General features: G+C 68.6%; 23 protein-coding genes and 1 tRNA gene. 13 read left to right on the forward strand and 11 right to left on the reverse strand.

What is annotated here, in order from left to right; translation table 11 throughout:
• Window positions 1-48: 48 nt before the first annotated feature.
• The 4 genes from LF41_RS06930 to LF41_RS06945 form a co-directional block, all read right to left on the reverse strand.
• A tRNA-Gln gene (locus LF41_RS06930) sits at window positions 49-125 on the reverse strand.
• Window positions 126-1,004 (reverse strand): 4-(cytidine 5'-diphospho)-2-C-methyl-D-erythritol kinase, encoded by an 879-nt coding sequence (gene ispE, locus LF41_RS06935; protein WP_036167808.1) that lies wholly within the window; start codon window positions 1,002-1,004, stop codon window positions 126-128. It abuts the tRNA gene before it with no gap.
• Window positions 980-1,603, reverse strand: a complete 624-nt coding sequence (gene lolB / locus LF41_RS06940) for a lipoprotein insertase outer membrane protein LolB (RefSeq protein ID WP_036167811.1) — start codon at window positions 1,601-1,603, stop codon at window positions 980-982. Before lolB ends, ispE begins: the two co-directional genes overlap by 25 nt.
• On the reverse strand, window positions 1,600-3,291 hold the full coding sequence (locus LF41_RS06945; RefSeq protein WP_052116211.1) for a tetratricopeptide repeat protein: 1,692 nt from the start codon (window positions 3,289-3,291) through the stop codon (window positions 1,600-1,602). The genes lolB and LF41_RS06945 overlap by 4 nt, the downstream gene beginning before the upstream one ends.
• A 109-nt stretch (window positions 3,292-3,400) precedes the next feature.
• On the opposite strand from LF41_RS06945, the gene hemA reads away from it, so the two are divergent.
• From hemA to ppk2, 6 genes are read left to right on the forward strand one after another with little or no spacing between them, the layout of a single operon-like run.
• Entirely contained in the window at window positions 3,401-4,684 is a 1,284-nt protein-coding gene (gene hemA / locus LF41_RS06950; RefSeq protein WP_052116212.1) for a glutamyl-tRNA reductase, read from the forward strand.
• Window positions 4,681-5,766, forward strand: a complete 1,086-nt coding sequence (gene prfA / locus LF41_RS06955; protein WP_036167814.1) for a peptide chain release factor 1 — start codon at window positions 4,681-4,683, stop codon at window positions 5,764-5,766. The genes hemA and prfA overlap by 4 nt, the downstream gene beginning before the upstream one ends.
• Complete coding sequence (locus LF41_RS06960; RefSeq protein WP_036167816.1) at window positions 5,766-6,212, forward strand: GNAT family N-acetyltransferase; 447 nt, start codon at window positions 5,766-5,768, stop codon at window positions 6,210-6,212. The genes prfA and LF41_RS06960 overlap by 1 nt, the downstream gene beginning before the upstream one ends.
• On the forward strand, window positions 6,209-6,727 hold the full coding sequence (moaB, locus tag LF41_RS06965) for a molybdenum cofactor biosynthesis protein B (protein WP_036167819.1): 519 nt from the start codon (window positions 6,209-6,211) through the stop codon (window positions 6,725-6,727). The genes LF41_RS06960 and moaB overlap by 4 nt, the downstream gene beginning before the upstream one ends.
• A gap of 5 nt (window positions 6,728-6,732) precedes the next feature.
• Window positions 6,733-7,083 carry a helix-turn-helix domain-containing protein gene (locus LF41_RS06970; protein WP_036167941.1) on the forward strand — a complete coding sequence of 117 codons (351 nt, stop codon included), beginning with the start codon at window positions 6,733-6,735 and terminating at the stop codon, window positions 7,081-7,083.
• Entirely contained in the window at window positions 7,080-7,856 is a 777-nt protein-coding gene (ppk2, locus tag LF41_RS06975) for a polyphosphate kinase 2 (protein ID WP_036167822.1), read from the forward strand. Before LF41_RS06970 ends, ppk2 begins: the two co-directional genes overlap by 4 nt.
• Window positions 7,857-7,859: 3 nt before the next feature.
• Here ppk2 and LF41_RS06980 read toward each other — a convergent pair whose 3' ends face one another.
• The 3 genes from LF41_RS06980 to LF41_RS06990 are packed head-to-tail and all read right to left on the reverse strand — an operon-like array spanning window position 7,860 to window position 9,985.
• Window positions 7,860-8,129, reverse strand: a complete 270-nt coding sequence (locus LF41_RS06980) for an acylphosphatase (protein ID WP_036167825.1) — start codon at window positions 8,127-8,129, stop codon at window positions 7,860-7,862.
• A 1-nt stretch (window position 8,130) separates the two neighbouring features.
• Complete coding sequence (locus tag LF41_RS06985) at window positions 8,131-8,736, reverse strand: TlpA family protein disulfide reductase (protein ID WP_036167827.1); 606 nt, start codon at window positions 8,734-8,736, stop codon at window positions 8,131-8,133.
• A complete protein-coding gene (locus LF41_RS06990) occupies window positions 8,720-9,985 on the reverse strand; it encodes a YihY family inner membrane protein (RefSeq protein ID WP_036167830.1) in 1,266 nt (421 codons plus the stop codon). The genes LF41_RS06985 and LF41_RS06990 overlap by 17 nt, the downstream gene beginning before the upstream one ends.
• A 53-nt stretch (window positions 9,986-10,038) precedes the next feature.
• Between LF41_RS06990 and wrbA the strand changes: the two genes are divergently transcribed.
• The 3 genes from wrbA to LF41_RS07005 are packed head-to-tail and all read left to right on the forward strand — an operon-like array spanning window position 10,039 to window position 11,456.
• Window positions 10,039-10,629, forward strand: coding sequence for an NAD(P)H:quinone oxidoreductase (gene wrbA / locus LF41_RS06995; RefSeq protein ID WP_036167944.1), 591 nt, complete (start codon window positions 10,039-10,041; stop codon window positions 10,627-10,629).
• The gene (locus tag LF41_RS07000; protein WP_036167833.1) at window positions 10,626-10,952 is read left to right on the forward strand and encodes a DUF2069 domain-containing protein; all 327 of its coding nucleotides are present in this window, start codon (window positions 10,626-10,628) and stop codon (window positions 10,950-10,952) included. The genes wrbA and LF41_RS07000 overlap by 4 nt, the downstream gene beginning before the upstream one ends.
• Before the next feature lie 18 nt (window positions 10,953-10,970).
• Window positions 10,971-11,456, forward strand: coding sequence for an asparaginase domain-containing protein (locus LF41_RS07005; RefSeq protein WP_036167836.1), 486 nt, complete (start codon window positions 10,971-10,973; stop codon window positions 11,454-11,456).
• Here LF41_RS07005 and sufT read toward each other — a convergent pair.
• Window positions 11,453-12,004 (reverse strand): putative Fe-S cluster assembly protein SufT, encoded by a 552-nt coding sequence (sufT, locus tag LF41_RS07010; RefSeq protein ID WP_036167839.1) that lies wholly within the window; start codon window positions 12,002-12,004, stop codon window positions 11,453-11,455. The genes LF41_RS07005 and sufT overlap by 4 nt on opposite strands.
• 94 nt (window positions 12,005-12,098) lie before the next feature.
• On the opposite strand from sufT, the gene LF41_RS07015 reads away from it, so the two are divergent.
• The gene (locus LF41_RS07015) at window positions 12,099-12,512 is read left to right on the forward strand and encodes a hypothetical protein (RefSeq protein WP_052116213.1); all 414 of its coding nucleotides are present in this window, start codon (window positions 12,099-12,101) and stop codon (window positions 12,510-12,512) included.
• A 5-nt stretch (window positions 12,513-12,517) separates the two neighbouring features.
• Here the strand turns inward: LF41_RS07015 and pdxR are convergent, their stop codons facing one another.
• Complete coding sequence (pdxR, locus tag LF41_RS07020; RefSeq protein WP_036167842.1) at window positions 12,518-13,957, reverse strand: MocR-like pyridoxine biosynthesis transcription factor PdxR; 1,440 nt, start codon at window positions 13,955-13,957, stop codon at window positions 12,518-12,520.
• Between the two features lie 107 nt (window positions 13,958-14,064).
• Here pdxR and LF41_RS07025 point away from each other — a divergent pair, with 107 nt between their 5' ends.
• The 3 genes from LF41_RS07025 to LF41_RS07035 all read left to right on the forward strand — a co-directional run bounded on the left by LF41_RS07025 (window position 14,065) and on the right by LF41_RS07035 (window position 15,629).
• On the forward strand, window positions 14,065-14,580 hold the full coding sequence (locus tag LF41_RS07025; protein ID WP_036167846.1) for a hypothetical protein: 516 nt from the start codon (window positions 14,065-14,067) through the stop codon (window positions 14,578-14,580).
• Between the two features lie 102 nt (window positions 14,581-14,682).
• Window positions 14,683-15,141: a hypothetical protein gene (locus LF41_RS07030; RefSeq protein WP_036167848.1), complete on the forward strand. Its 459-nt coding sequence runs from the start codon at window positions 14,683-14,685 to the stop codon at window positions 15,139-15,141.
• Entirely contained in the window at window positions 15,138-15,629 is a 492-nt protein-coding gene (locus LF41_RS07035; protein ID WP_052116214.1) for a hypothetical protein, read from the forward strand. Before LF41_RS07030 ends, LF41_RS07035 begins: the two co-directional genes overlap by 4 nt.
• On the opposite strand, the gene LF41_RS07040 is transcribed toward LF41_RS07035, so the two are convergent.
• A complete protein-coding gene (locus tag LF41_RS07040) occupies window positions 15,623-17,044 on the reverse strand; it encodes an NAD(P)(+) transhydrogenase (Re/Si-specific) subunit beta (protein ID WP_036167850.1) in 1,422 nt (473 codons plus the stop codon). The genes LF41_RS07035 and LF41_RS07040 overlap by 7 nt on opposite strands.
• Window positions 17,044-17,346 carry an NAD(P) transhydrogenase subunit alpha part 2 gene (locus tag LF41_RS07045; protein WP_036167852.1) on the reverse strand — a complete coding sequence of 101 codons (303 nt, stop codon included), beginning with the start codon at window positions 17,344-17,346 and terminating at the stop codon, window positions 17,044-17,046. Before LF41_RS07045 ends, LF41_RS07040 begins: the two co-directional genes overlap by 1 nt.
• Between the last annotated feature and the right edge of the window lie 84 nt (window positions 17,347-17,430).

Raw genomic sequence — 17,430 nt, forward strand, 5'->3', positions numbered from 1 at the left:
ACCGTTGCGGGTGGGACTGCTTGCCACGCCGACCGGAATTGGCCGAGATGGCAGGGGCGGCAGGATTCGAACCTGCGGATGCCGGGATCAAAACCCGGTGCCTTAGGCCACTTGGCGACGCCCCTTCAAATTCGAACGAGCGCGCCGCGCAGCGGGGACGCGTGCGCCCCTGCGGCCAGCCAGGCCCGCAACGACGGCACATCCCGATGCACGCGGGCGAGTGCCGCTTCGGCGAGGTCGCGCGTGGCGAATTCGACGAAACAACCGCTGCCCGTGCCCGTCAACCGTGGCGTGCCGACCTGCGCGAGCGCTGCGAACGTAGCCTCGACGGCCCGCTCGCGGCGGCGCAACACCGGCTCGAACGCATTGTCGAGCACCGCTTCCGAAACGAAGTCGCGCATTGTCGCGGGCGGTGAATCGCGCGTCAATTCAGGGGTTTGGAACAAAGCGGCGGTGGGCACCTGCACGCCGGGGTCGGCGAGGACGTACCAGGCCGGCGGGAGGTCGATCGGCGTGAGGATTTCGCCCACGCCTTCGGCCCACGCATTGTCGCCGCGGACGAAAACCGGGACGTCGGCCCCGAGCGTCAGGCCCAGGGCTGCGAGGCGGTCGATGCCCAGATTCGTGTCCCACATCCGGTCGAGCGCCACGAGCACCGTCGCCGCATCGGAGGATCCGCCGCCGAAACCGCCGCCGGCCGGAATGCGCTTTTCGACGGAGATGTCCGCTCCAAGCCTGACGTTCGCTTCGCGCTGAAGGAGTTTAGCCGCGCGCACCATCAGGTCGTCTGCTTCCGCGACACCCGGCGCGGACCCTCCCACGCGGTAAATCCCGCCGTCCTCGCGGACGCGCAGCCGCACCGTGTCTCCCCAGTCGAGGAGACGGAACACCGTCTGCAGCGTGTGGTAACCGTCGGGCCGACGGCCGGTGATCTGCAGGAACAGGTTGAGCTTGGCCGGGGCCGGCCATTCGGACCAGGTCACGGGCGGGGGCCGAAATGCCATTCGTCGATGGCCAGGCGCACGCGGGCCTCGCCCTTGGTGGCTTCAAGCCGGGCCGGCATCGCGAGCGTCGCATCGGACGGGCTCGGGGCCCAATCGGTGTACGACACGGTCCAGCCATCCTGGGTCAGCCCGGCCAGACGGCCGTCGACGCCAAATCGCACCTCCGCACCCGCGCCGGGAATGCCGCGCACCCAGCCGGCCAAGGCCTCCACCGGGATATCCCAGCGCGTAGCTTCCAGGAGCATCGCGCGCGCATCGCTTCCGGTGCGTCGTCCGCCCTCCAATCCCTCGACCACCACCTCGCGTCCGTCGCTCAGCAGGCGCCAACTCTGGCGTGTCACCGGCGCCGACATCACGACTTCGAAGAGCGGATCGTTCTGGATCCATTCGATGCGTCCACTGCCGCCGTCCTTCCCGTTCGACACCGCGATGCGGCCCGACATCGACCATTCGCGCAGCGTCGCCAGTTGCGCTTCGCGCGTGGACTGGTACGCCTGCGGTTGTTCGACCGTCGCCATCGCCGGCACGTTGGAACGCGTCGACGCGCACGCCGACAACGCGATGGCGATCATCGCGACACACATCGCCCGCATGCTCATGCCCCCGTCGTCTCCAGCGCGCGCTTGAGCGAACGATTCTCCGGATCGAGCTTCTTCGCCTCGTCGAAGTAACGCCGCGCCTCGTCCTTCTGCCCCAGCATCCACAGCACTTCGGCCAGGTGCGAGGCGATCTCCGGATCCTTCTGCATCGAGAACGCGCGGCGCAATTCGACCAGCGCTTCCTCCTTGCGGCCGAGGCGATAGAGCACCCAGCCGTAGCTGTCGATGATCGCGGCGCTGTCGGGTTCGGCGGCGCGCGCGCGGTCGATCAGCTCCAGGGCTTCGGCGAACCGGTTGGTGCGGTCGGCCAGCGTGTAGCCGAGTGCGTTGAGCGCGGTGACGTTGTCCGGTTCGGCGACGAGGATCCTGCGGAAATCGGCTTCCGCGCGCGGGATGTCGTCGCGGCGCTCCCACGTCAGCGCACGCGAATAGAGGATCACCGGATCGTCGGGATACGCAGCCAGCCCGCGCGCGAACACGTCGAGTTCCTCGACAAGCTGGTTGTCCTTGCCGCGCAGTTCCGCCTCGAGCAGGTATGCGTCGCGGCGCGTGCCCTCGTCCACCGTCGCATCCGACTGCAGGCCGCGCAGCGCCGTGTAGGCCTCGGGCGCCCGCTTCAATTCGTGCAGCACGTTCGCCTCGCGCAGGCGTGCGGTCCAGCGCGCCTCGCCGCCGGGCACGCTGCGATACCACTCCAGCGCTTCGGGGAATCGTTCCAGCATTTCCGCGACCTGGCCAAGCAGCAAACGACGGTCTGGATCGGGCTTGGCCGATTCCTTCTTCAGCTCGTCGTAGAGCTTTCCGAGCGCGGCGTCGTCGTCGGCGCGCGAGAGCAGCGCCGCGCGCAAGCCGTAGCTGCGATCGTCCTGCGGGCCCTTCGCGAGCACGTCGGCGGCCTGCGCCGAATCGCCCATCGCGTCATATTCGGCCGCGATCGACATGCGCATTTCTTCGTCGGCGTAGGCCGTCTGCGCGATGCCGCCGAGCACCTGCCGCGCCTCGGCGGTCTTGCCCGCTTCGCGCAACTGGCTGGCGCGCAACAGCGCGACGCGCGGTTCGTTGGGGAACTGCTGCACGATCCTGTCGATGATGCGTTCGGCGAGCGCCGGTTGTTCCAGCCGCATCGCCAGGCCGCCGAAGGCGAGCCAGGCCTGCAACTTGTTCGGGATCGCCTGCTCGTCGACGAACTCCCCGAGCAACTTGCCCGAGAGCTTCGGGTCCCGGCCGCCGGCGCCGAGCGCGGCCAGCGCATGGCGCCAGCCGATGTCGCCCTTGTCGGTGAGCAGCAGGCGCAACTCCTGCTTGGCCAGGCGCACGTCGTTGCGACGAAGTGCAAGCGTGGCTTCGGCCGCGTGGGCCGCCAGCGACCCCGGCGCGCGCTGTTTCCACAGCGCCAGCCCCTCGGCCGCCTGCTTGTCGTTGTTGGCCAGCAGCGCGATGCGGGTGGCGCGCTCGGCCAGGCCCGGGTCGTCCGTGGCCTTGGCCGCGTCGAGGTACCAGCGCGCCGCCTGGTCCAACTGCCCGGCCTGCAGGGCGAACTCGCCGGCCATCGTTCCTTCGATCGGCGATCGAACGGCGTCCACCCGGGTCTGCGCCGCCGGCGTCTCGCGCGGCCCCGCGGCGGTGCAACCGGCCAGCGCCACGGCCAGCAACAGCGGGAAGGTGAACGACGGGCGGAGCTGCGGCATGGCGTGTTCCGGGGACGGGGGGCGTCGCGAGGGCGCGCCGCCGGTAGAATGTGCGGCCATCGGGAGCTTAGCGCACGCGACCGAACGACCTCATGAGCCCACGCTTTCCATGAGCTTGATTGTCCTCGGCATCAACCACCAGACCGCACCGGTCGGATTGCGCGAACGCGTCGCGTTCGGGAGCGATGCGATGCCGCGCGCCCTGGCGGCGCTGCGCGCGCTTCCGGCAGTGCGCGAGGTCGCGCTGCTTTCCACGTGCAACCGCACCGAGTTGTACGCGCTGGCCGACGACCAGGGCGACGCGCTTGCCGACTGGCTCGCGGCGCATCCCGATGCCGGCGACCTGCACGCCTACCTCTATAGACACCAGGACGCGGACGCAGTTCGCCACCTGTTCCGCGTCGCCACCGGCCTCGACTCGCTGGTGCTGGGCGAACCGCAGATCCTCGGCCAGGTGAAGGAAGCCTGGGCGAACGCGCGCACCGCGGGCACGATGGGCTCGCACCTGGACCGGCTGTTCCAGCACGCCTTCACCACCGCCAAGCGCGCGCGCACGGATACCCGCATCGGCGCCAACCCGGTGTCCGTCGCGTCGGCGGCCGTGCGGCTGGCACAGGAATCCTTCGCGCGCCTGTCGGATTCCACCGTGCTGCTGATCGGTGCGGGTGAGACGATCGAGCTGGCCGCGCGGCACCTCGTCGAAGGCAGGGCCAAGCGCCTGCTCGTCGCCAACCGCACGCTGGCGCACGCGCAGGAACTCGCCACGCGCCACGGCGGCGTCGCGCTGCCGCTGAGCGAAATCGACAAGCACCTGGCCGAGGCCGACATCGTGCTGTCCGCGACCGCCAGCCGCGACCCCATCGTCTCGCGCGCGCAGGTCGCCCATGCGCTGTCGCAGCGCCGGCATCGCCCCATGTTGCTGCTCGACCTCGCGGTGCCGCGCGACATCGACCCCACCGTCGCCACGCTCGACGACGTCTTCCTCTACACGGTCGACGATCTCGAACGGTCCATCGAAGACAACCGCCGCAGCCGCCGCGAAGCCGCGCGCGAAGCCGAAGCCATCGTCGACCTCCAGACCGCGCGCTACGTCGAAGCCTTGCAGGCCAGCACGCGCCACGCGCCGCTCAAGCGCCTGCGCGCGCATGGCGAGCGGTCACGCCTCGACGCCCTCGACAAGGCGCGCGCGCAACTGGCCGCGGGCAAGGACCCGCACGAAGTGCTCGACCTGCTCGCACACACGCTCGTCAATCGCCTGCTGCACGCACCGACCGCCGCCTTGCGCGAAGCCGCGCTGACGGGCGATGCCGAACTCGCACGCGCCGCCGACAAGCTGTTCCCACCCGCGCAAGCAGGCGAAGACACCGTCGAGGGCGGCGACCCCGACGCATGATCCCGAGCCTCCGCCGCAAGCTCGAAGCGTTGATCGAGCGACGCGAGGAAGTCGAACGTCTCCTGGCCGATCCCGGCACGATCTCCGACGCCGATCGCTTCCGCGATCTGTCGCGCGAGTTCTCGCAACTGGAGCCGGTCGCCACCGCGCTGGCGGCGGAATCGCAGGCGCGGCGCGACCTGTCCAATGCGCAGGCGATGCGCGACGACCCCGAAATGCGCGAACTGGCCGACGAGGAGATCGCATCGTCCACGCAGCGCCTGCAACAGCTCGAAGGCGAACTGCTCGCGCAACTCGTCCCGAAGGACGCGCGCGACGAAGGCAACCTCTACCTCGAAGTGCGCGCCGGCACGGGCGGCGACGAAGCGGCCATCTTCGCCGGCGACCTGTATCGCATGTACGCGCGCTTCGCCGAACGCCAGGGGTGGCGCGTCGAAGTGGAATCGGCCAATCCCGGCGAACACGGCGGCTTCCGCGAAATCGTCGCACGCGTCGAAGGGCGCGGTGCCTATTCGAAACTCAAGTTCGAATCCGGCACGCACCGCGTGCAGCGCGTCCCCGAAACAGAATCGCAGGGGCGCATCCACACGAGCGCGGCGACGGTGGCGATCATCGCGGAAGAAGCGCCGGGCGTTCCGATCGAAGTGAATCCGGCCGACCTGCGGGTCGATACGTTCCGTTCCTCCGGCGCCGGCGGGCAGCACGTCAACAAGACCGAATCGGCGATCCGCATCACGCACGTGCCGAGCGGCATCGTCGTGGAATCGCAGACCGAGCGCTCGCAACACGCCAACCGCGACAAGGCGATGAAGCGCCTCAAGGCGATGCTGGTGGAAGCCGACATCGCACGCCGCGAGGCCGCGCAGGCGCAGGACCGCAAGCTGCAGGTCGGCAGCGGCGACCGCAGCCAGCGCATCCGCACGTACAACTTCCCGCAGGGCCGCATCACCGACCATCGCGTGGAAGGCTTGACGCTCTACGATCTCCCGCACGTGCTCGAAGGCAACCTCGACGCACTGGTGGAACGCCTGCAACGCGAACACCAGGCCGACGAACTCGCGCGCCTCACGGAGAACAGCTGATGACCGACACCCTGCTCCGCCGCGCGACGCCCGACGATCTCGATGCCGTCGCGCCGTTGTTCGACGCCTATCGCCGGTTCTATTCGCAGCCGGGCGATGTGCCGCGTGCGCGCGCGTTCCTGCGCGAGCGCATGGACAACGGCGAGTCCGTCGTGCTGGTGGCGCAGCGCGATGGCGACATCGTCGGCTTCACGCAGCTCTATCCGATCTTTTCGTCGGTGCGCACCGCGCGGACGTGGTTGCTCAATGATCTGTTCGTCGCCGAAGGCGCGCGGCGGCATGGCGTCGCGAAGGCACTGCTGGACGGCGCCGCCGATTTCGCACGCGAACAGGGCGCTGCGGGCCTGATGCTCGAAACCACCCGCGACAACGCCCCCGCCCGCGCGCTCTATCGCGCCGCCGGCTGGCATGAAGACGACACCCAGTGGTATAGCGTGAACGTATGAAGCCCGCCGCCGACTTCGTTTCCCTCGCCCTGTGCGTGCTGACGGTCTCCGACTCGCGCACGCAGGAGAACGATACGTCGGGCGACTATCTCGTCGAAGCGCTGACGCAGGCCGGCCATCGATGCGTGGATCGCGCGTTGCTGCCGGATGATCGTTACAAGCTGCGTGCGGTCGTTTCGCAATGGATCGCCGACGACACCATCGACGGCATCCTCGTCACCGGCGGCACCGGTTTCACCGGCCGCGATTCCACGCCCGAGGCCCTGCTCCCGTTGCTCGACAAGCAGATGCCCGGCTTCGGCGAAATGTTCCGCGCGGTGAGCATCGAAGAGATCGGCACGTCCTCGCTGCAATCACGCGCGTTCGCCGGCATGGCCAACGGCACGTTCCTCTTCGCGCTGCCGGGCTCGACTTCCGCCTGCCGCACGGCGTGGGACAAGATCCTGCGCGCGCAACTCGATGCGCGCACGCGGCCATGCAACCTCGCCACCTTGCGTCCACGCCTCAAGGAGTGAACCTCATGCCGCTCGCCACGACGTTGCGTTTGCTCGCCAGGGCGCGCGGGATGAGCGCGACCGAAATCGCCACCGCGATCCCGCGCGCGGGCGTCGACACGGTGTCGGCGTGGATGCGCGGCGAGAAGCTGCCGGGCAAGGAACAACTCGATGCGCTCGCGCGCACGCTCGGCGTGCCGGCCGGTGCATTGCTCGCCGAATTGGCGAGCACGCTGGACCCGGCGCGCACGCAGGGCGAACACGATCTGCTGAACGCCTATCGCGCGATGACCACGCGACAACAGGGCGCGCTGCTCGAGATCGCGCGCGGCCTCGCCGATCAGCCGGCGCCGCGCCGCCGCAAGGCCGCGAAATGAAAGAGATCAAGAAGAAAGACTACAAGGCCGCCCTCGAGCCGATGCAGCTCGAACTGGTCGCGATGGCGCGCTGGGCGCGCGACACGGGACAGCGCATCGTCGTGCTGTTCGAAGGCCGCGACACCGCCGGCAAGGGCGGCGCGATCGACACCATCCGCGAGCACATGAACCCGCGCCAGTGCCGTGTCGTCGCACTGGGCAAGCCGAGCGAAAGCGAACAGGGGGCGTGGTATTTCCAACGCTACGTGCCGCACCTGCCCAGCGCGGGCGAGATCGTCCTGTTCGACCGCAGCTGGTACAACCGCGCAGGCGTCGAGCGCGTCATGGGCTTCGCCAAGCCCGCGCAGGTGAATGCGTTCCTCGAACAGGCGCCCGCGTTCGAGAAGCTGCTCGTCGACGACGGCATCCTGCTATTCAAGTACTGGCTCGCGTGCGACCAGGCGCGGCAGGAAGAACGCTTCACCGAACGCTGCGCCGACCCGCTCAAGCGCTGGAAGCTCTCGCCCATCGACCTGGAAGCGCGCAAGCGCTACGACCAGTACACGAAGGCGCGCGAGGACATGTTGCGCGCGACGCACACCGGCCACGCGCCGTGGACGCTCGTCGACTTCAACGACCAGCGCCGCGGGCGCCTCACGCTGATCCGGGACCTGCTCGATCGCCTGCCCGACACGCGCGTGCCCGAGGCGGGTTTGACGCTCGATGCGCTGTCGGGCAAGCCGAAGAAGGAACGCTTCACCGTCGTGGCGCCGATCAAATCGTTCGACGCCTGAACCTCAGGCCGTTTCGAACTCGGGCCCGGCTTCGCCCTCGTCGGCGGCGATGCGTTCGAGCCGATCCACGCGCGCATGCGCCGGGCCGTGCTTCAACCATTCTTCGAGCCGTTCGACAGCCTGCACATCGCCGACGGCGAGCACTTCGACGCGCCCGTCATGCAGGTTGCGCGCGTATCCGCGCACACCCAACGATTGTGCCTGCTGCCGCGCCGACGCGCGGAAGAACACGCCCTGCACGCGCCCTTCGACGAAGAAACGCGCGGCGGTCATCTCACGCGCCTTCCGGCTTCGGGCCGCCGGCGGCGGCGACCGCTGCTTCGATGTCGTGCGGTTCCACCGGGCCGACGAAGCGCTTGGCCACTTTGCCGTCGGGCCCGATGAGATACGTCATCGGCAGGCCGGCCGGCGTTTCGAAGTCCTTCGGCGGGTCGTACACGTCGACCATCGCGATCGGATACGACACCGGGTGCTTTTTCAGGAACGCCTGCATCTCCTGCGGCGTGGTGTCTTCGTAGGCCAGGCCGACGACATCGATGTGCTCGCGCATCGTGTCGAGTGCGGAGAGCGCCGGCATTTCCTTCAGGCACGGGCCACACCAGGTGGCCCAGAAATTCACGACCACCCACTTGCCGCGATGCGATGCCAGGTCGAATCGCTTGCCGTCGACGGTGGGGATCACCAGCGTCGGGAAGTCCTTCGTCGTCTTCACTTGCGCGGAGGCAGGTTCGGCCGCAGTCGAAGGCGCGGGCGCGATGGTGGACGTGGCTGCAGCCGCGGGCGCCATGGTGTCGTTCGCGGGTGCGGGTGCGGCGGGTTGCTTGCATGCGGACAGCAGCGCGACCAACGCGAGCAACGCCAGCTTATTCGAGGGACTCATAGATCGAAGACACCTTCTTCTTCAGCAAATCGCGCAGCGGGAGCCGCAGCTCGTCGAGCGTATGGTACGCGCACTGGCCGAGCGGATCGTCTCGCATCGGCACGTGCGCCTCCGCTACCGGAACGCGCAACTGGCAGGCTTCGTACAGTTCGGACAGCGTGATGTCGTCCAGGTCGCGCGCGAGCAACCACTCGCCGCTTTCCGCGCGGCTGAGCAAGCCGATCTGGCACAGCTGGCCGAGCATTTCCTGGATCATCGAATCGGTCAGCACTGGCTCCAGCGTCTGGATCTCCTGGCTGTGCAGGCCCTTGCCGTGCGCGCGCGCGACGTGGAAGCGGCCGAGCATGCGCAACAGCCCGTACATCTCGTAGCCGAGCGGCAGGCGCAGCGACACCGGTTGATAGCGGAACGAGGACATCGACGCGGCGAACGACGCGCCGAGCAGGATCGACGTCCATCCCAGGTAGATCCACACCAGGAAGATCGGCAGGAACGCGAGCGTGCCGTACACCTTGCCGTAGCTGGCGAAGTTGCCGATGAACACGCCGAGCCACAACTTCACGCCTTCGAACAGCAACGCCGCCAGGAACGCGCCGGCGAAGGCATGCCGCCACAACACCGTGCGGTGCGGGACCACCTTGAACACGGTGGCGAAGGCGACCAGCTCGATGACGAAGGGCGTCGCGCGCACGAGCGCTTGCTCGAGGAAGCGGCCGGCGTCGGTTTCGAACAACGCCATCGCGAAGAAGCGCGACGACAACGCCAGGCTCGTCGCCGCCACCAGCGCACCGAGCGTGAACACCGTCCAGTACACCAGGAACCGAGCGAACTTCGGCCGCGCGGTGGGCACGCGCCAGATGCGGTTGAACGTCACCTCGACGCTGTTCAACGTGATCAGCAACGACACCACCAGCGCGACGATGCCCGCTGCGGTGAGTTGCCCCGCGTTCGCGGAGAACTGGCGCAGGTAGGCTTCCACCGCGCGCGCCGAGCTCGGGACGAAGTTCGAGAAGATGTAATCGACCAGGCGGTCGCGCCAGAGGTCGAACACGGGGAAGGCGGACAACACGCCGAAGCCGACGACGAACAACGGCACCAGCGCGAACACCGTCGTGTACGACAGCGCGCCGGCGGCCTGGAACAGGTTGTCGCCCATGAACCGCTGCCACAGGAAGCGGAAGAAGGTCCCCAGGCGATGGCGATCGCGCAGGTATCCCGTCCAGCGATAGAGGGTGTCCAGGGGCTCCATCGGCGAAAGCCTACCCCACCGCTCGGCTATCCTGCGCATCGGAGGTGGCATCGATGCCCGAAGTACTCGTGCTCTATTACAGCCGCGGCGGCTCGGTTGCGCGCCTTGCGCGGCAGGTCGCGCGCGGGATCGAGGAAGTCGGCGGCATGTCCGCGCGCCTGCGATGCGTGCCGCCCGTGGCGCCGGTGACCGAAGTCGCCGCGCCCCCGGTACCCGACGACGGCGCGCCCTACGTCGACCGCAGGGACCTTTCCGAATGCGCCGGCCTGCTGCTCGGCAGCCCGACGCGGTTCGGCATCATGGCCGCGCCGTTGAAGCATTTCATCGATGGCCTGGGTGCCGAATGGGCCAGCGGCACGTTGGTCGGAAAGCCTGCGGCGGTGTTCACCTCGACCGCCACCATGCATGGCGGACAGGAAGCCACGTTGCTCTCGATGATGCTGCCCTTGCTCCACCACGGTTGCGTGATCACCGGGTTGCCCTACACCGAGGCCGGCCTGAATTCCACGCGCACCGGCGGCACGCCCTACGGTGCGAGCCACGTCTCGGGCATGCAGGACGATCCGCGCCCGTCGGACGAGGAAGCGCAACTTGCGCGCGCGCTCGGGCGTCGCGTTGCAGAACTCGCCGCGAGGTTGGCATGAGCATCGCGACGCGCGTGTTGCTCGCGGGGCTGTTCGGGCTCGTGGCGTTGTTCGTGTTCTGGTACCTGCACGAGGGCTGGCCGACGGTGGCGTGGTTCGCCGGCATCCCGTTGCTGCTGGCCGCGTTCAACTGGACGGGCCGGCAGAAGCCCGCGTTCTGGGCGGGCCTGTGCGCGCTGGGGTGGTTCTCGCACGGCGTGATGGTGGCCTGGTCGCATGCCGAGCAACGCCAGCTGGCGTTGATCGAGATCGCACTGGCGCTGGTCGTCTTCGTCGGCGCCACGCTGCCGGGGCTGCAGGCGCGCTTCGGCGGCCGCCGCTAGCTCCTATAATCGCCGCCCATGGACCAGCTCTGCATCGTCACCACCGGCGGCACGATCGACAAGATCTACTTCGACGACAAGTCGGATTACCAGATCGGGGAACCGCAGATCGGCGGCATCCTGCGTGAGCTCGGCGTCGCGTTCCAGTTCACCGTGATCCCGATCATCCGCAAGGATTCGCTGCACATCACGGCCGAGGATCGCGAGCTGATCCGCGCGACGATCGCCGCGCAGCCGGCCAAGCACGTGCTGGTCACCCACGGCACCGACACGATGGTCGAGACGGCGCAGGTGCTGGAATCGCTGACGGACCGCACGATCGTGCTGACGGGCGCGTTGAGCCCCGCGCGTTTCCGCGGGTCGGATGCGGAGTTCAACGTCGGCACCGCGGTGGGTGCGGTGCAATGCCTGCCGCCGGGCGTCTACATCGCGATGAACGGACGCGTGTGGGACATCCACAAGGTGCGCAAGAACGTCGCCGCGAACAAGTTCGAAGCGACTTAAAGCATCCCGGTTTCGAGCCGCGCGGCTTCCGACATCATCGTGCGGTTCCACGGCGGGTCGAACACCAGTTCGACATCGGCTTCGTGCACCGTGGGGATCATCTCCAGCTTGCTGCGCACGTCATCCACGAGGATGTCGCCCATGCCACAGGCCGGCGCGGTCAGCGTCATCTTGATCTCGACATCGCGCAGGCCGTCCTCGCGCGCGCGGACCGTCGCTTCGTACACCAGCCCCAGGTCGACGACGTTGATCGGGATCTCCGGGTCGAAGCACGTGCGCAATTGCTTCCACACCAGCTTCTCGACGTCCTCGTCGGTGGCGCCCGCCGACAGCTCGAGCGGCTCGGGCGGTTCCTTGCCGATGGCGTCGGCATCCTTGCCCGCGACGCGGAACAGGTTGCCTTCGACGAACACCGTGTAGCTGCCGCCGAGCGCCTGCGTGATGTAGCCGATGCTGCCCGCGGGCAGCGTGACCTGCTCGCCCTGCGGGACGAGGACGACGTCGCAATCGCGCTCGAAGCGCACGGGTTCGCTGCTGCGGGAATACATGCCGGGAACGTGGGGGCGTGCGGCGTGCGCCGCAAGGCCGTGCATTCTAGGCGTTCGGGCCCCGGTATGCTGTGCGATCACGCAGGGGAGCCCGATGTCGACGCAGGGGATCGCACATTCACGCTGGTTCGGGGCCGCGCTGGCCCTGGTGGGCAGCGGCGGCGTGGCGGCGGCGTGGGTCGCCGTGTCGATGGTGACCGCGTCGCAATGCGGGTGGATGGCGGTCGTCGCCGCGCTCGATGCAGCCTTCCTTCTGCGCCTGGCCCGCGCGCCGCGCGGACTGGCGCGGATGGCGATCGGGGTCGGTGCCACGATCCTCGCGGTTGCGCTCGCCCAATGGGGCATCGTGTCGGCGCATCTGTCGGGAATGCTCGGGCTCGGCTTCGCGGACACGATGGGCAAGCTCGGGCCCTCGCTCGCATGGACGCTCACGACCCTGGCGAACTCGCCGGCCGACTGGGCGTGGATCGGCGCCGGTCTGGTCGTCGCGGCCTTCGCCTCGCGCTGAGGCGCTCACGCGTACGCGCGGTCGAGCACCTGTTCGAACAACGGCATCGCCTCGCGGATCTGGGCCGGCGACAGGCCGCAGAATCCCATCAGCAACCCCGCGCGCTGCGGGCGGCGCAGGTAGTGCGGGCGGATCGTGTACAGCCCAAGGCCGATCGATTCGCCGTGCGCGAGGATCGCATCGAGCGCCGCGTCGGGCTGGTCCTTCAGCCACACGACCAGGTGCATCCCGGCGTGCGAGTCGTTGATCTCCAGGCGTCCTTTTCCGACCGCGCGCAACCCGTCGAGCAACGCCGTGCGCCGTTCCAGCAACGTGCGTGAACTACGCCGCAGGTGGCGTTCGAATCCGCCGCCCGCCATGAACCGCGCCAGCGCCGCCTGCTCGATCGCCGAGCTGCCGAAATCCTGCGCCCACTTCGCGGTGACGAGGTCGTCGCGCAAGGCCGGCGGCATCACGACGTAGCCCAGCCGCAGCGACGGAAACAACGTCTTCGAGAACGTGCCGACGTACAACACGCGCCCGTCGCGATCCAGCGAACGCAGCGCCGCGAGCGGTTGCGTGTCGTAGCGGAATTCGCCGTCGTAGTCGTCCTCGAGGATCCAGCAATCCTGCATGCGCGCGTACTGCAACAGCTCGAGGCGTCGCGCGAGCGACAACACCGAGCCGCCGGGGAATTGATGCGACGGCGTGACGCAGATCAATCGCGGTGCATCGACCGGCAGGCGATCCGGCCGCATTCCATCGCCGTCGACATCCGCGCCATGCAAGCGCGCGCCGTGGATCTGCAACACCTTGCGCAGCGCGAAGTACTGCGGTTCTTCGACCACCGCCATGTCGCCGGCGTCGAGCAACACGCGTGCGGCCAGCGACACGGCTTGTTGCGTCCCGCCGACGACGAGGACGTCTTCGGGCACGGCCTGCACGCCGCGGCGGCGCGCCAGGTAATCGCAGATCGCTTCGCGCAACGCGGGCACGCCTTGCGGATCGGGATAGTCGGGCGCGGTGTACGCCGCGGCGTGCGCGAGTTCGCGTGCCCACGCGGTGGTGAGCGCGGGGTTGATCAGCGGCAGGCCGTACTGGAACGAGTAACGCACCGATGCGCGCGGCTTGTTGCGCAGCAGGCGGCGGATGTCGGCGTTGCGTGCGCGACGCGCATACGCGGTCTGCGGTGGCGCGATGGTCGCAGGCGCATCGTTGGCCGCTTCGGCCATCAGGGGCGCGGCGACGAAACTCCCGGACCCCACGCGCGCCGCCATGAAGCCTTCGGCACGCAGTTGCTCGTAGGCAGTCAGCACGGTGTTGCGCGACAGGCCGAGGTCGCGCGCCAGCGCTCGCGTCGGCGGCAAGCGGCTGCCCTGCCCGAGCCGGCCGCCGGCGAGCGCCGTCTTCAGGGCGCGGGTGAGCTGCGCATGCAGGGGTCCGCGTCCGTCGAGTTGCAGGTGCATGGCCGGTCTCCAGGGGAATGGCCCCATTCCGGGCCGGTCGATTGGCCCTTGCCAGTGCCAATCCACGGGCGTGTGATGAGGCCAATCCTGCCTGCCCGAGGCCCGCCATGCACGTTCGCCCCGCTTGGTCCCCCTCCCCGACCCTCGCCCCGACCCCGCGCGCGTGGCCGGCCTGGGCGGTCGTCGCCCTCGGCGGCAGCGCGCTCGCACTCGCCGACCTGGGGTTCGTGTCGGTGTACTGGTTCCTGCATTCGGGCGTCGCGCCGGTGCGGATCGGCCAAGGCATCGCGTCGTGGGTCGTCGGCTCGCAGGCGGCGCATGCCGGCGGGCTCGATGCGGCGATCGCGGGCGCGTTGCTCTATTGCGCGACGGTGGCGGCGATGGTCGCCGGCTACATGCGCATCGCCGCGCGCTGGCCGCGATTGCATGCGCGCGCATGGTTCGCGGGCACGGTGTACGGCATCGCGATGTATGGGCTGTTGTTCGAAGTGCTCGTGCCGTATGTCTCCGCGGCGAGCGTCGGCAACGGACACGCGCCGGTGTCGTGGACGCTCGCCTGCCTCGTCTCGTATGCCGGCATCGGCATCGGATGCGCCGCCATCGCCCGCTCGCAAGCGCGCTGATTGGTTCCCCCGCGTACCGTGCAGGCGGTGCTCGCGCAGCAGACCATCGACACCAAGCATGCGTCCACCCGGCGAGCCGTTCGCCGGATTCGGAGAACAGCCATGACGCATGCAACCCGCTTGGCGATGGCGCTGTGCACGCTCGCCCTCGCACCTGCGGCCCTCGCGGGCAACGACAAATGCAAGGACATCCACGCCGACATGACCGAGATCCGCGTGACCACCGGATGCGATGCCGGTGAACCGTCCTGTTTCCTCGGCGAAGTCGACGGCAACCACGGGTTCCGCGGCACCACCCATTTCCGCGCCAACAGCGGCGGCACGCCCGCATCGGGTTCGCCCGAATGGTCGCCCTACGCGGGCAGTTTCCGCTACGAGTTGCGCGACGGCACGCTGACGATGGTCGAAGCCGGCCTCACCGGCAAAGGCCAGGTGCTCGCGCACCACGAAGTGGTGTCTGGCACGGGCCGTTACGAAAACGCCACCGGCAACCTCTTCGTGTTCGGCACGACGGGCCCTGTGGTCACCACGCAAATCACCGGGACGATCTGCACGCAATGAACACCGCGCACGCCGCTTCGCGATCCGCCCCGCCGCGTTTCCGCCTGCCCCGCGTCGCGCTCGGCGCGCTGGCGGTGGGAACATTCGATCTCGTTTTCGCCTGCGCGTGGTGGGCGGTCGCAGCGAAGGTGGCGCCCGTGCGCATCTTCCAGTCGATCGCCGCCGGGCTGTACGGCGATGCGAGCTTCGACGGCGGCGTGCGCACCGCGACGATCGGCGTGATCGCGCACTACTTCATCGCCGCGTGCATGGTGCTCGCCTATGCGCTGGCCGCCTCGCGTTTACCGACGCTCATTCGGTTCCCCTGGCGTTGGGGCGCGGCGTACGGGCTGGTCCTGTACGCGGCGATGAATTTCGTCGTCGTGCCGTTGTCGGCCGCGGGGCCCGCGCCGGTGCGGCCGGCGTGGATGATCGCGAGCGTCATGGTGCACGCGATCATCGGCATCGCGTGCGCGTTCATCGCACGCGGTGCGCTACGGGATCAGTGACCGCCGCCGTCGAGCGCCTTGAGCTCGCTGACCAGCGCACTCGCCATTTCCGCGCCGTCGCCGTAGAGCATTCGCGTGTTGTCGGCGTAGAAGAGCGCGTTCTCGATGCCGGCGAAGCCCGTGCCCTTGCCGCGCTTGATGACGATGGTCTGCTTCGAGTTGTTCACGTCGAGGATCGGCATGCCGTAGATCGGCGAGGCCGGGTCGGTCTTCGCGACGGGGTTGACGACGTCGTTTGCGCCGATCACCAGCGAGACGTCGGTGTTCGGGAATTCCGGATTGATGTCGTCCATGTCGGCGATGAGGTCGTACGGCACGCCGGCTTCGGCGAGCAGCACGTTCATGTGGCCGGGCATGCGGCCGGCGACGGGATGGATCGCGAACTTCACCTTCACGCCGCGCGCGATGAGGCGCTGCGTGAGTTCCCAGATCTTGTGCTGCGCCTGCGCCACCGCCATGCCGTAGCCGGGGACGATCACCACGCGCTCGGCGTAGGCCATCATCGCGGCGACGTCGGCCGCTTCGATCGGCTTCTGCGCGCCGGAGATTTCCTGCGCCTGCGCACCGCCGCCGCCGAAGTTCGAGAACAGCACGTTGGTGATCTTGCGGTTCATCGCCTTCGCCATCAGGCGCGTAAGCAGCATGCCGGCCGCGCCGACCATCGTGCCGGCGATGATCAGGGCCTGGTTGCCGAGCACGTAGCCCTCGAACGCCACGGCCAGGCCGGTGAATGCGTTGTAGAGCGAAATGACGACGGGCATGTCCGCGCCGCCGATGGGGAGCGTCATCAGCACGCCGACGAGGAGTGCGCACGCGAAGAATGCCAGGAGCGCCAGGCCGACGAGCTGGAACCCTTCGAACCCCCACTCCATGCGTCCCCACACCACGACCGCGCCAAGCACGACGGCGGCGATGAAGACGAGCGCGTTGAACGCTTGCTGCCCCGGGAACGTGTACCGCTTGTCCATGCGCCCGTCGAGCTTCGCCCACGCGATGATCGAACCCGTCAGCGAAACCGCACCGATCAGCGAACCCACGACGGCGAGGACGACGTGCGGATAGGTCAGGCTCCCATCGTTGCCGCGCGAGAGTTCCACGAAACCGATCGCCGCGGCCGACCCGCCGCCCATGCCGTTGAACAACGCGACCATCTGCGGCATGTCGGTGATCGCCACGCGTTTGCCCCACACCCACGCACCGACGGTGCCGAGCACGAGCGCGACGACGATCAGCGCCATGTTGTGCAGGCCGGGCAACAGGAACGTCGCCACGGTCGCGATCACCATGCCCACGCCCGCCCACTGGATGCCGCTGCGCGCGGTCACCGGCGAGGCCATGCGTTGCAGTCCGAGGAGGAACAACGTGGCGGCGACGAGATAGCTCGTGGCGGCGAGCAGCCCCTGCCAGGACGCCATCACGGCTTGGGCTCCGGCTTCTTGCTGGCCTTGAACATGTCCAGCATGCGCTCGGTGACCACGTAGCCACCGGCCGCGTTCCCCGCGCCCAGCAACACCGCGAGGAAACCGATGGCCTTCTCCAGCGTCGTGTCCGCGTGGCCGAGGACCACCATCGCACCGATGAGCACGATGCCGTGGATGAAGTTGGAGCCCGACATCAGCGGCGTATGCAGGATCACCGGGACCCGGGAAATGATCACGTGGCCCGCGATGGCGGCCAGCATGAAGATGTACAGCACCACGAACCCGTCCGCCGCCATGCCCTGCCCCCGTCGTCGTGTCGGGCCATCATAACGACAGGTGAACCCTCGGCAATGCCGGTCAACGACCGGAGCCCGGCCGCG

The sequence above is a fragment of the Lysobacter dokdonensis DS-58 genome, from assembly GCF_000770795.1.
GTDB lineage: Bacteria > Pseudomonadota > Gammaproteobacteria > Xanthomonadales > Xanthomonadaceae > Noviluteimonas > Noviluteimonas dokdonensis.

Excerpts from the sequence above, each read along its gene's own strand:
- ispE (WP_036167808.1), bottom strand. The coding sequence starts at position 1,004 with ATGGCATTTCGGCCCCCGCCCGTGACCTGGTCCGAATGGCCGGCCCCG.
- lolB (WP_036167811.1), bottom strand. The coding sequence starts at position 1,603 with ATGAGCATGCGGGCGATGTGTGTCGCGATGATCGCCATCGCGTTGTCG.
- LF41_RS06945 (WP_052116211.1), bottom strand. The coding sequence starts at position 3,291 with ATGCCGCAGCTCCGCCCGTCGTTCACCTTCCCGCTGTTGCTGGCCGTG.
- hemA (WP_052116212.1), top strand. The coding sequence starts at position 3,401 with ATGAGCTTGATTGTCCTCGGCATCAACCACCAGACCGCACCGGTCGGA.
- prfA (WP_036167814.1), top strand. The coding sequence starts at position 4,681 with ATGATCCCGAGCCTCCGCCGCAAGCTCGAAGCGTTGATCGAGCGACGC.
- LF41_RS06960 (WP_036167816.1), top strand. The coding sequence starts at position 5,766 with ATGACCGACACCCTGCTCCGCCGCGCGACGCCCGACGATCTCGATGCC.
- moaB (WP_036167819.1), top strand. The coding sequence starts at position 6,209 with ATGAAGCCCGCCGCCGACTTCGTTTCCCTCGCCCTGTGCGTGCTGACG.
- LF41_RS06970 (WP_036167941.1), top strand. The coding sequence starts at position 6,733 with ATGCCGCTCGCCACGACGTTGCGTTTGCTCGCCAGGGCGCGCGGGATG.
- ppk2 (WP_036167822.1), top strand. The coding sequence starts at position 7,080 with ATGAAAGAGATCAAGAAGAAAGACTACAAGGCCGCCCTCGAGCCGATG.
- LF41_RS06980 (WP_036167825.1), bottom strand. The coding sequence starts at position 8,129 with ATGACCGCCGCGCGTTTCTTCGTCGAAGGGCGCGTGCAGGGCGTGTTC.
- LF41_RS06985 (WP_036167827.1), bottom strand. The coding sequence starts at position 8,736 with ATGAGTCCCTCGAATAAGCTGGCGTTGCTCGCGTTGGTCGCGCTGCTG.
- LF41_RS06990 (WP_036167830.1), bottom strand. The coding sequence starts at position 9,985 with ATGGAGCCCCTGGACACCCTCTATCGCTGGACGGGATACCTGCGCGAT.
- wrbA (WP_036167944.1), top strand. The coding sequence starts at position 10,039 with ATGCCCGAAGTACTCGTGCTCTATTACAGCCGCGGCGGCTCGGTTGCG.
- LF41_RS07000 (WP_036167833.1), top strand. The coding sequence starts at position 10,626 with ATGAGCATCGCGACGCGCGTGTTGCTCGCGGGGCTGTTCGGGCTCGTG.
- LF41_RS07005 (WP_036167836.1), top strand. The coding sequence starts at position 10,971 with ATGGACCAGCTCTGCATCGTCACCACCGGCGGCACGATCGACAAGATC.
- sufT (WP_036167839.1), bottom strand. The coding sequence starts at position 12,004 with ATGTATTCCCGCAGCAGCGAACCCGTGCGCTTCGAGCGCGATTGCGAC.
- LF41_RS07015 (WP_052116213.1), top strand. The coding sequence starts at position 12,099 with ATGTCGACGCAGGGGATCGCACATTCACGCTGGTTCGGGGCCGCGCTG.
- pdxR (WP_036167842.1), bottom strand. The coding sequence starts at position 13,957 with ATGCACCTGCAACTCGACGGACGCGGACCCCTGCATGCGCAGCTCACC.
- LF41_RS07025 (WP_036167846.1), top strand. The coding sequence starts at position 14,065 with ATGCACGTTCGCCCCGCTTGGTCCCCCTCCCCGACCCTCGCCCCGACC.
- LF41_RS07030 (WP_036167848.1), top strand. The coding sequence starts at position 14,683 with ATGACGCATGCAACCCGCTTGGCGATGGCGCTGTGCACGCTCGCCCTC.
- LF41_RS07035 (WP_052116214.1), top strand. The coding sequence starts at position 15,138 with ATGAACACCGCGCACGCCGCTTCGCGATCCGCCCCGCCGCGTTTCCGC.
- LF41_RS07040 (WP_036167850.1), bottom strand. The coding sequence starts at position 17,044 with ATGGCGTCCTGGCAGGGGCTGCTCGCCGCCACGAGCTATCTCGTCGCC.
- LF41_RS07045 (WP_036167852.1), bottom strand. The coding sequence starts at position 17,346 with ATGGCGGCGGACGGGTTCGTGGTGCTGTACATCTTCATGCTGGCCGCC.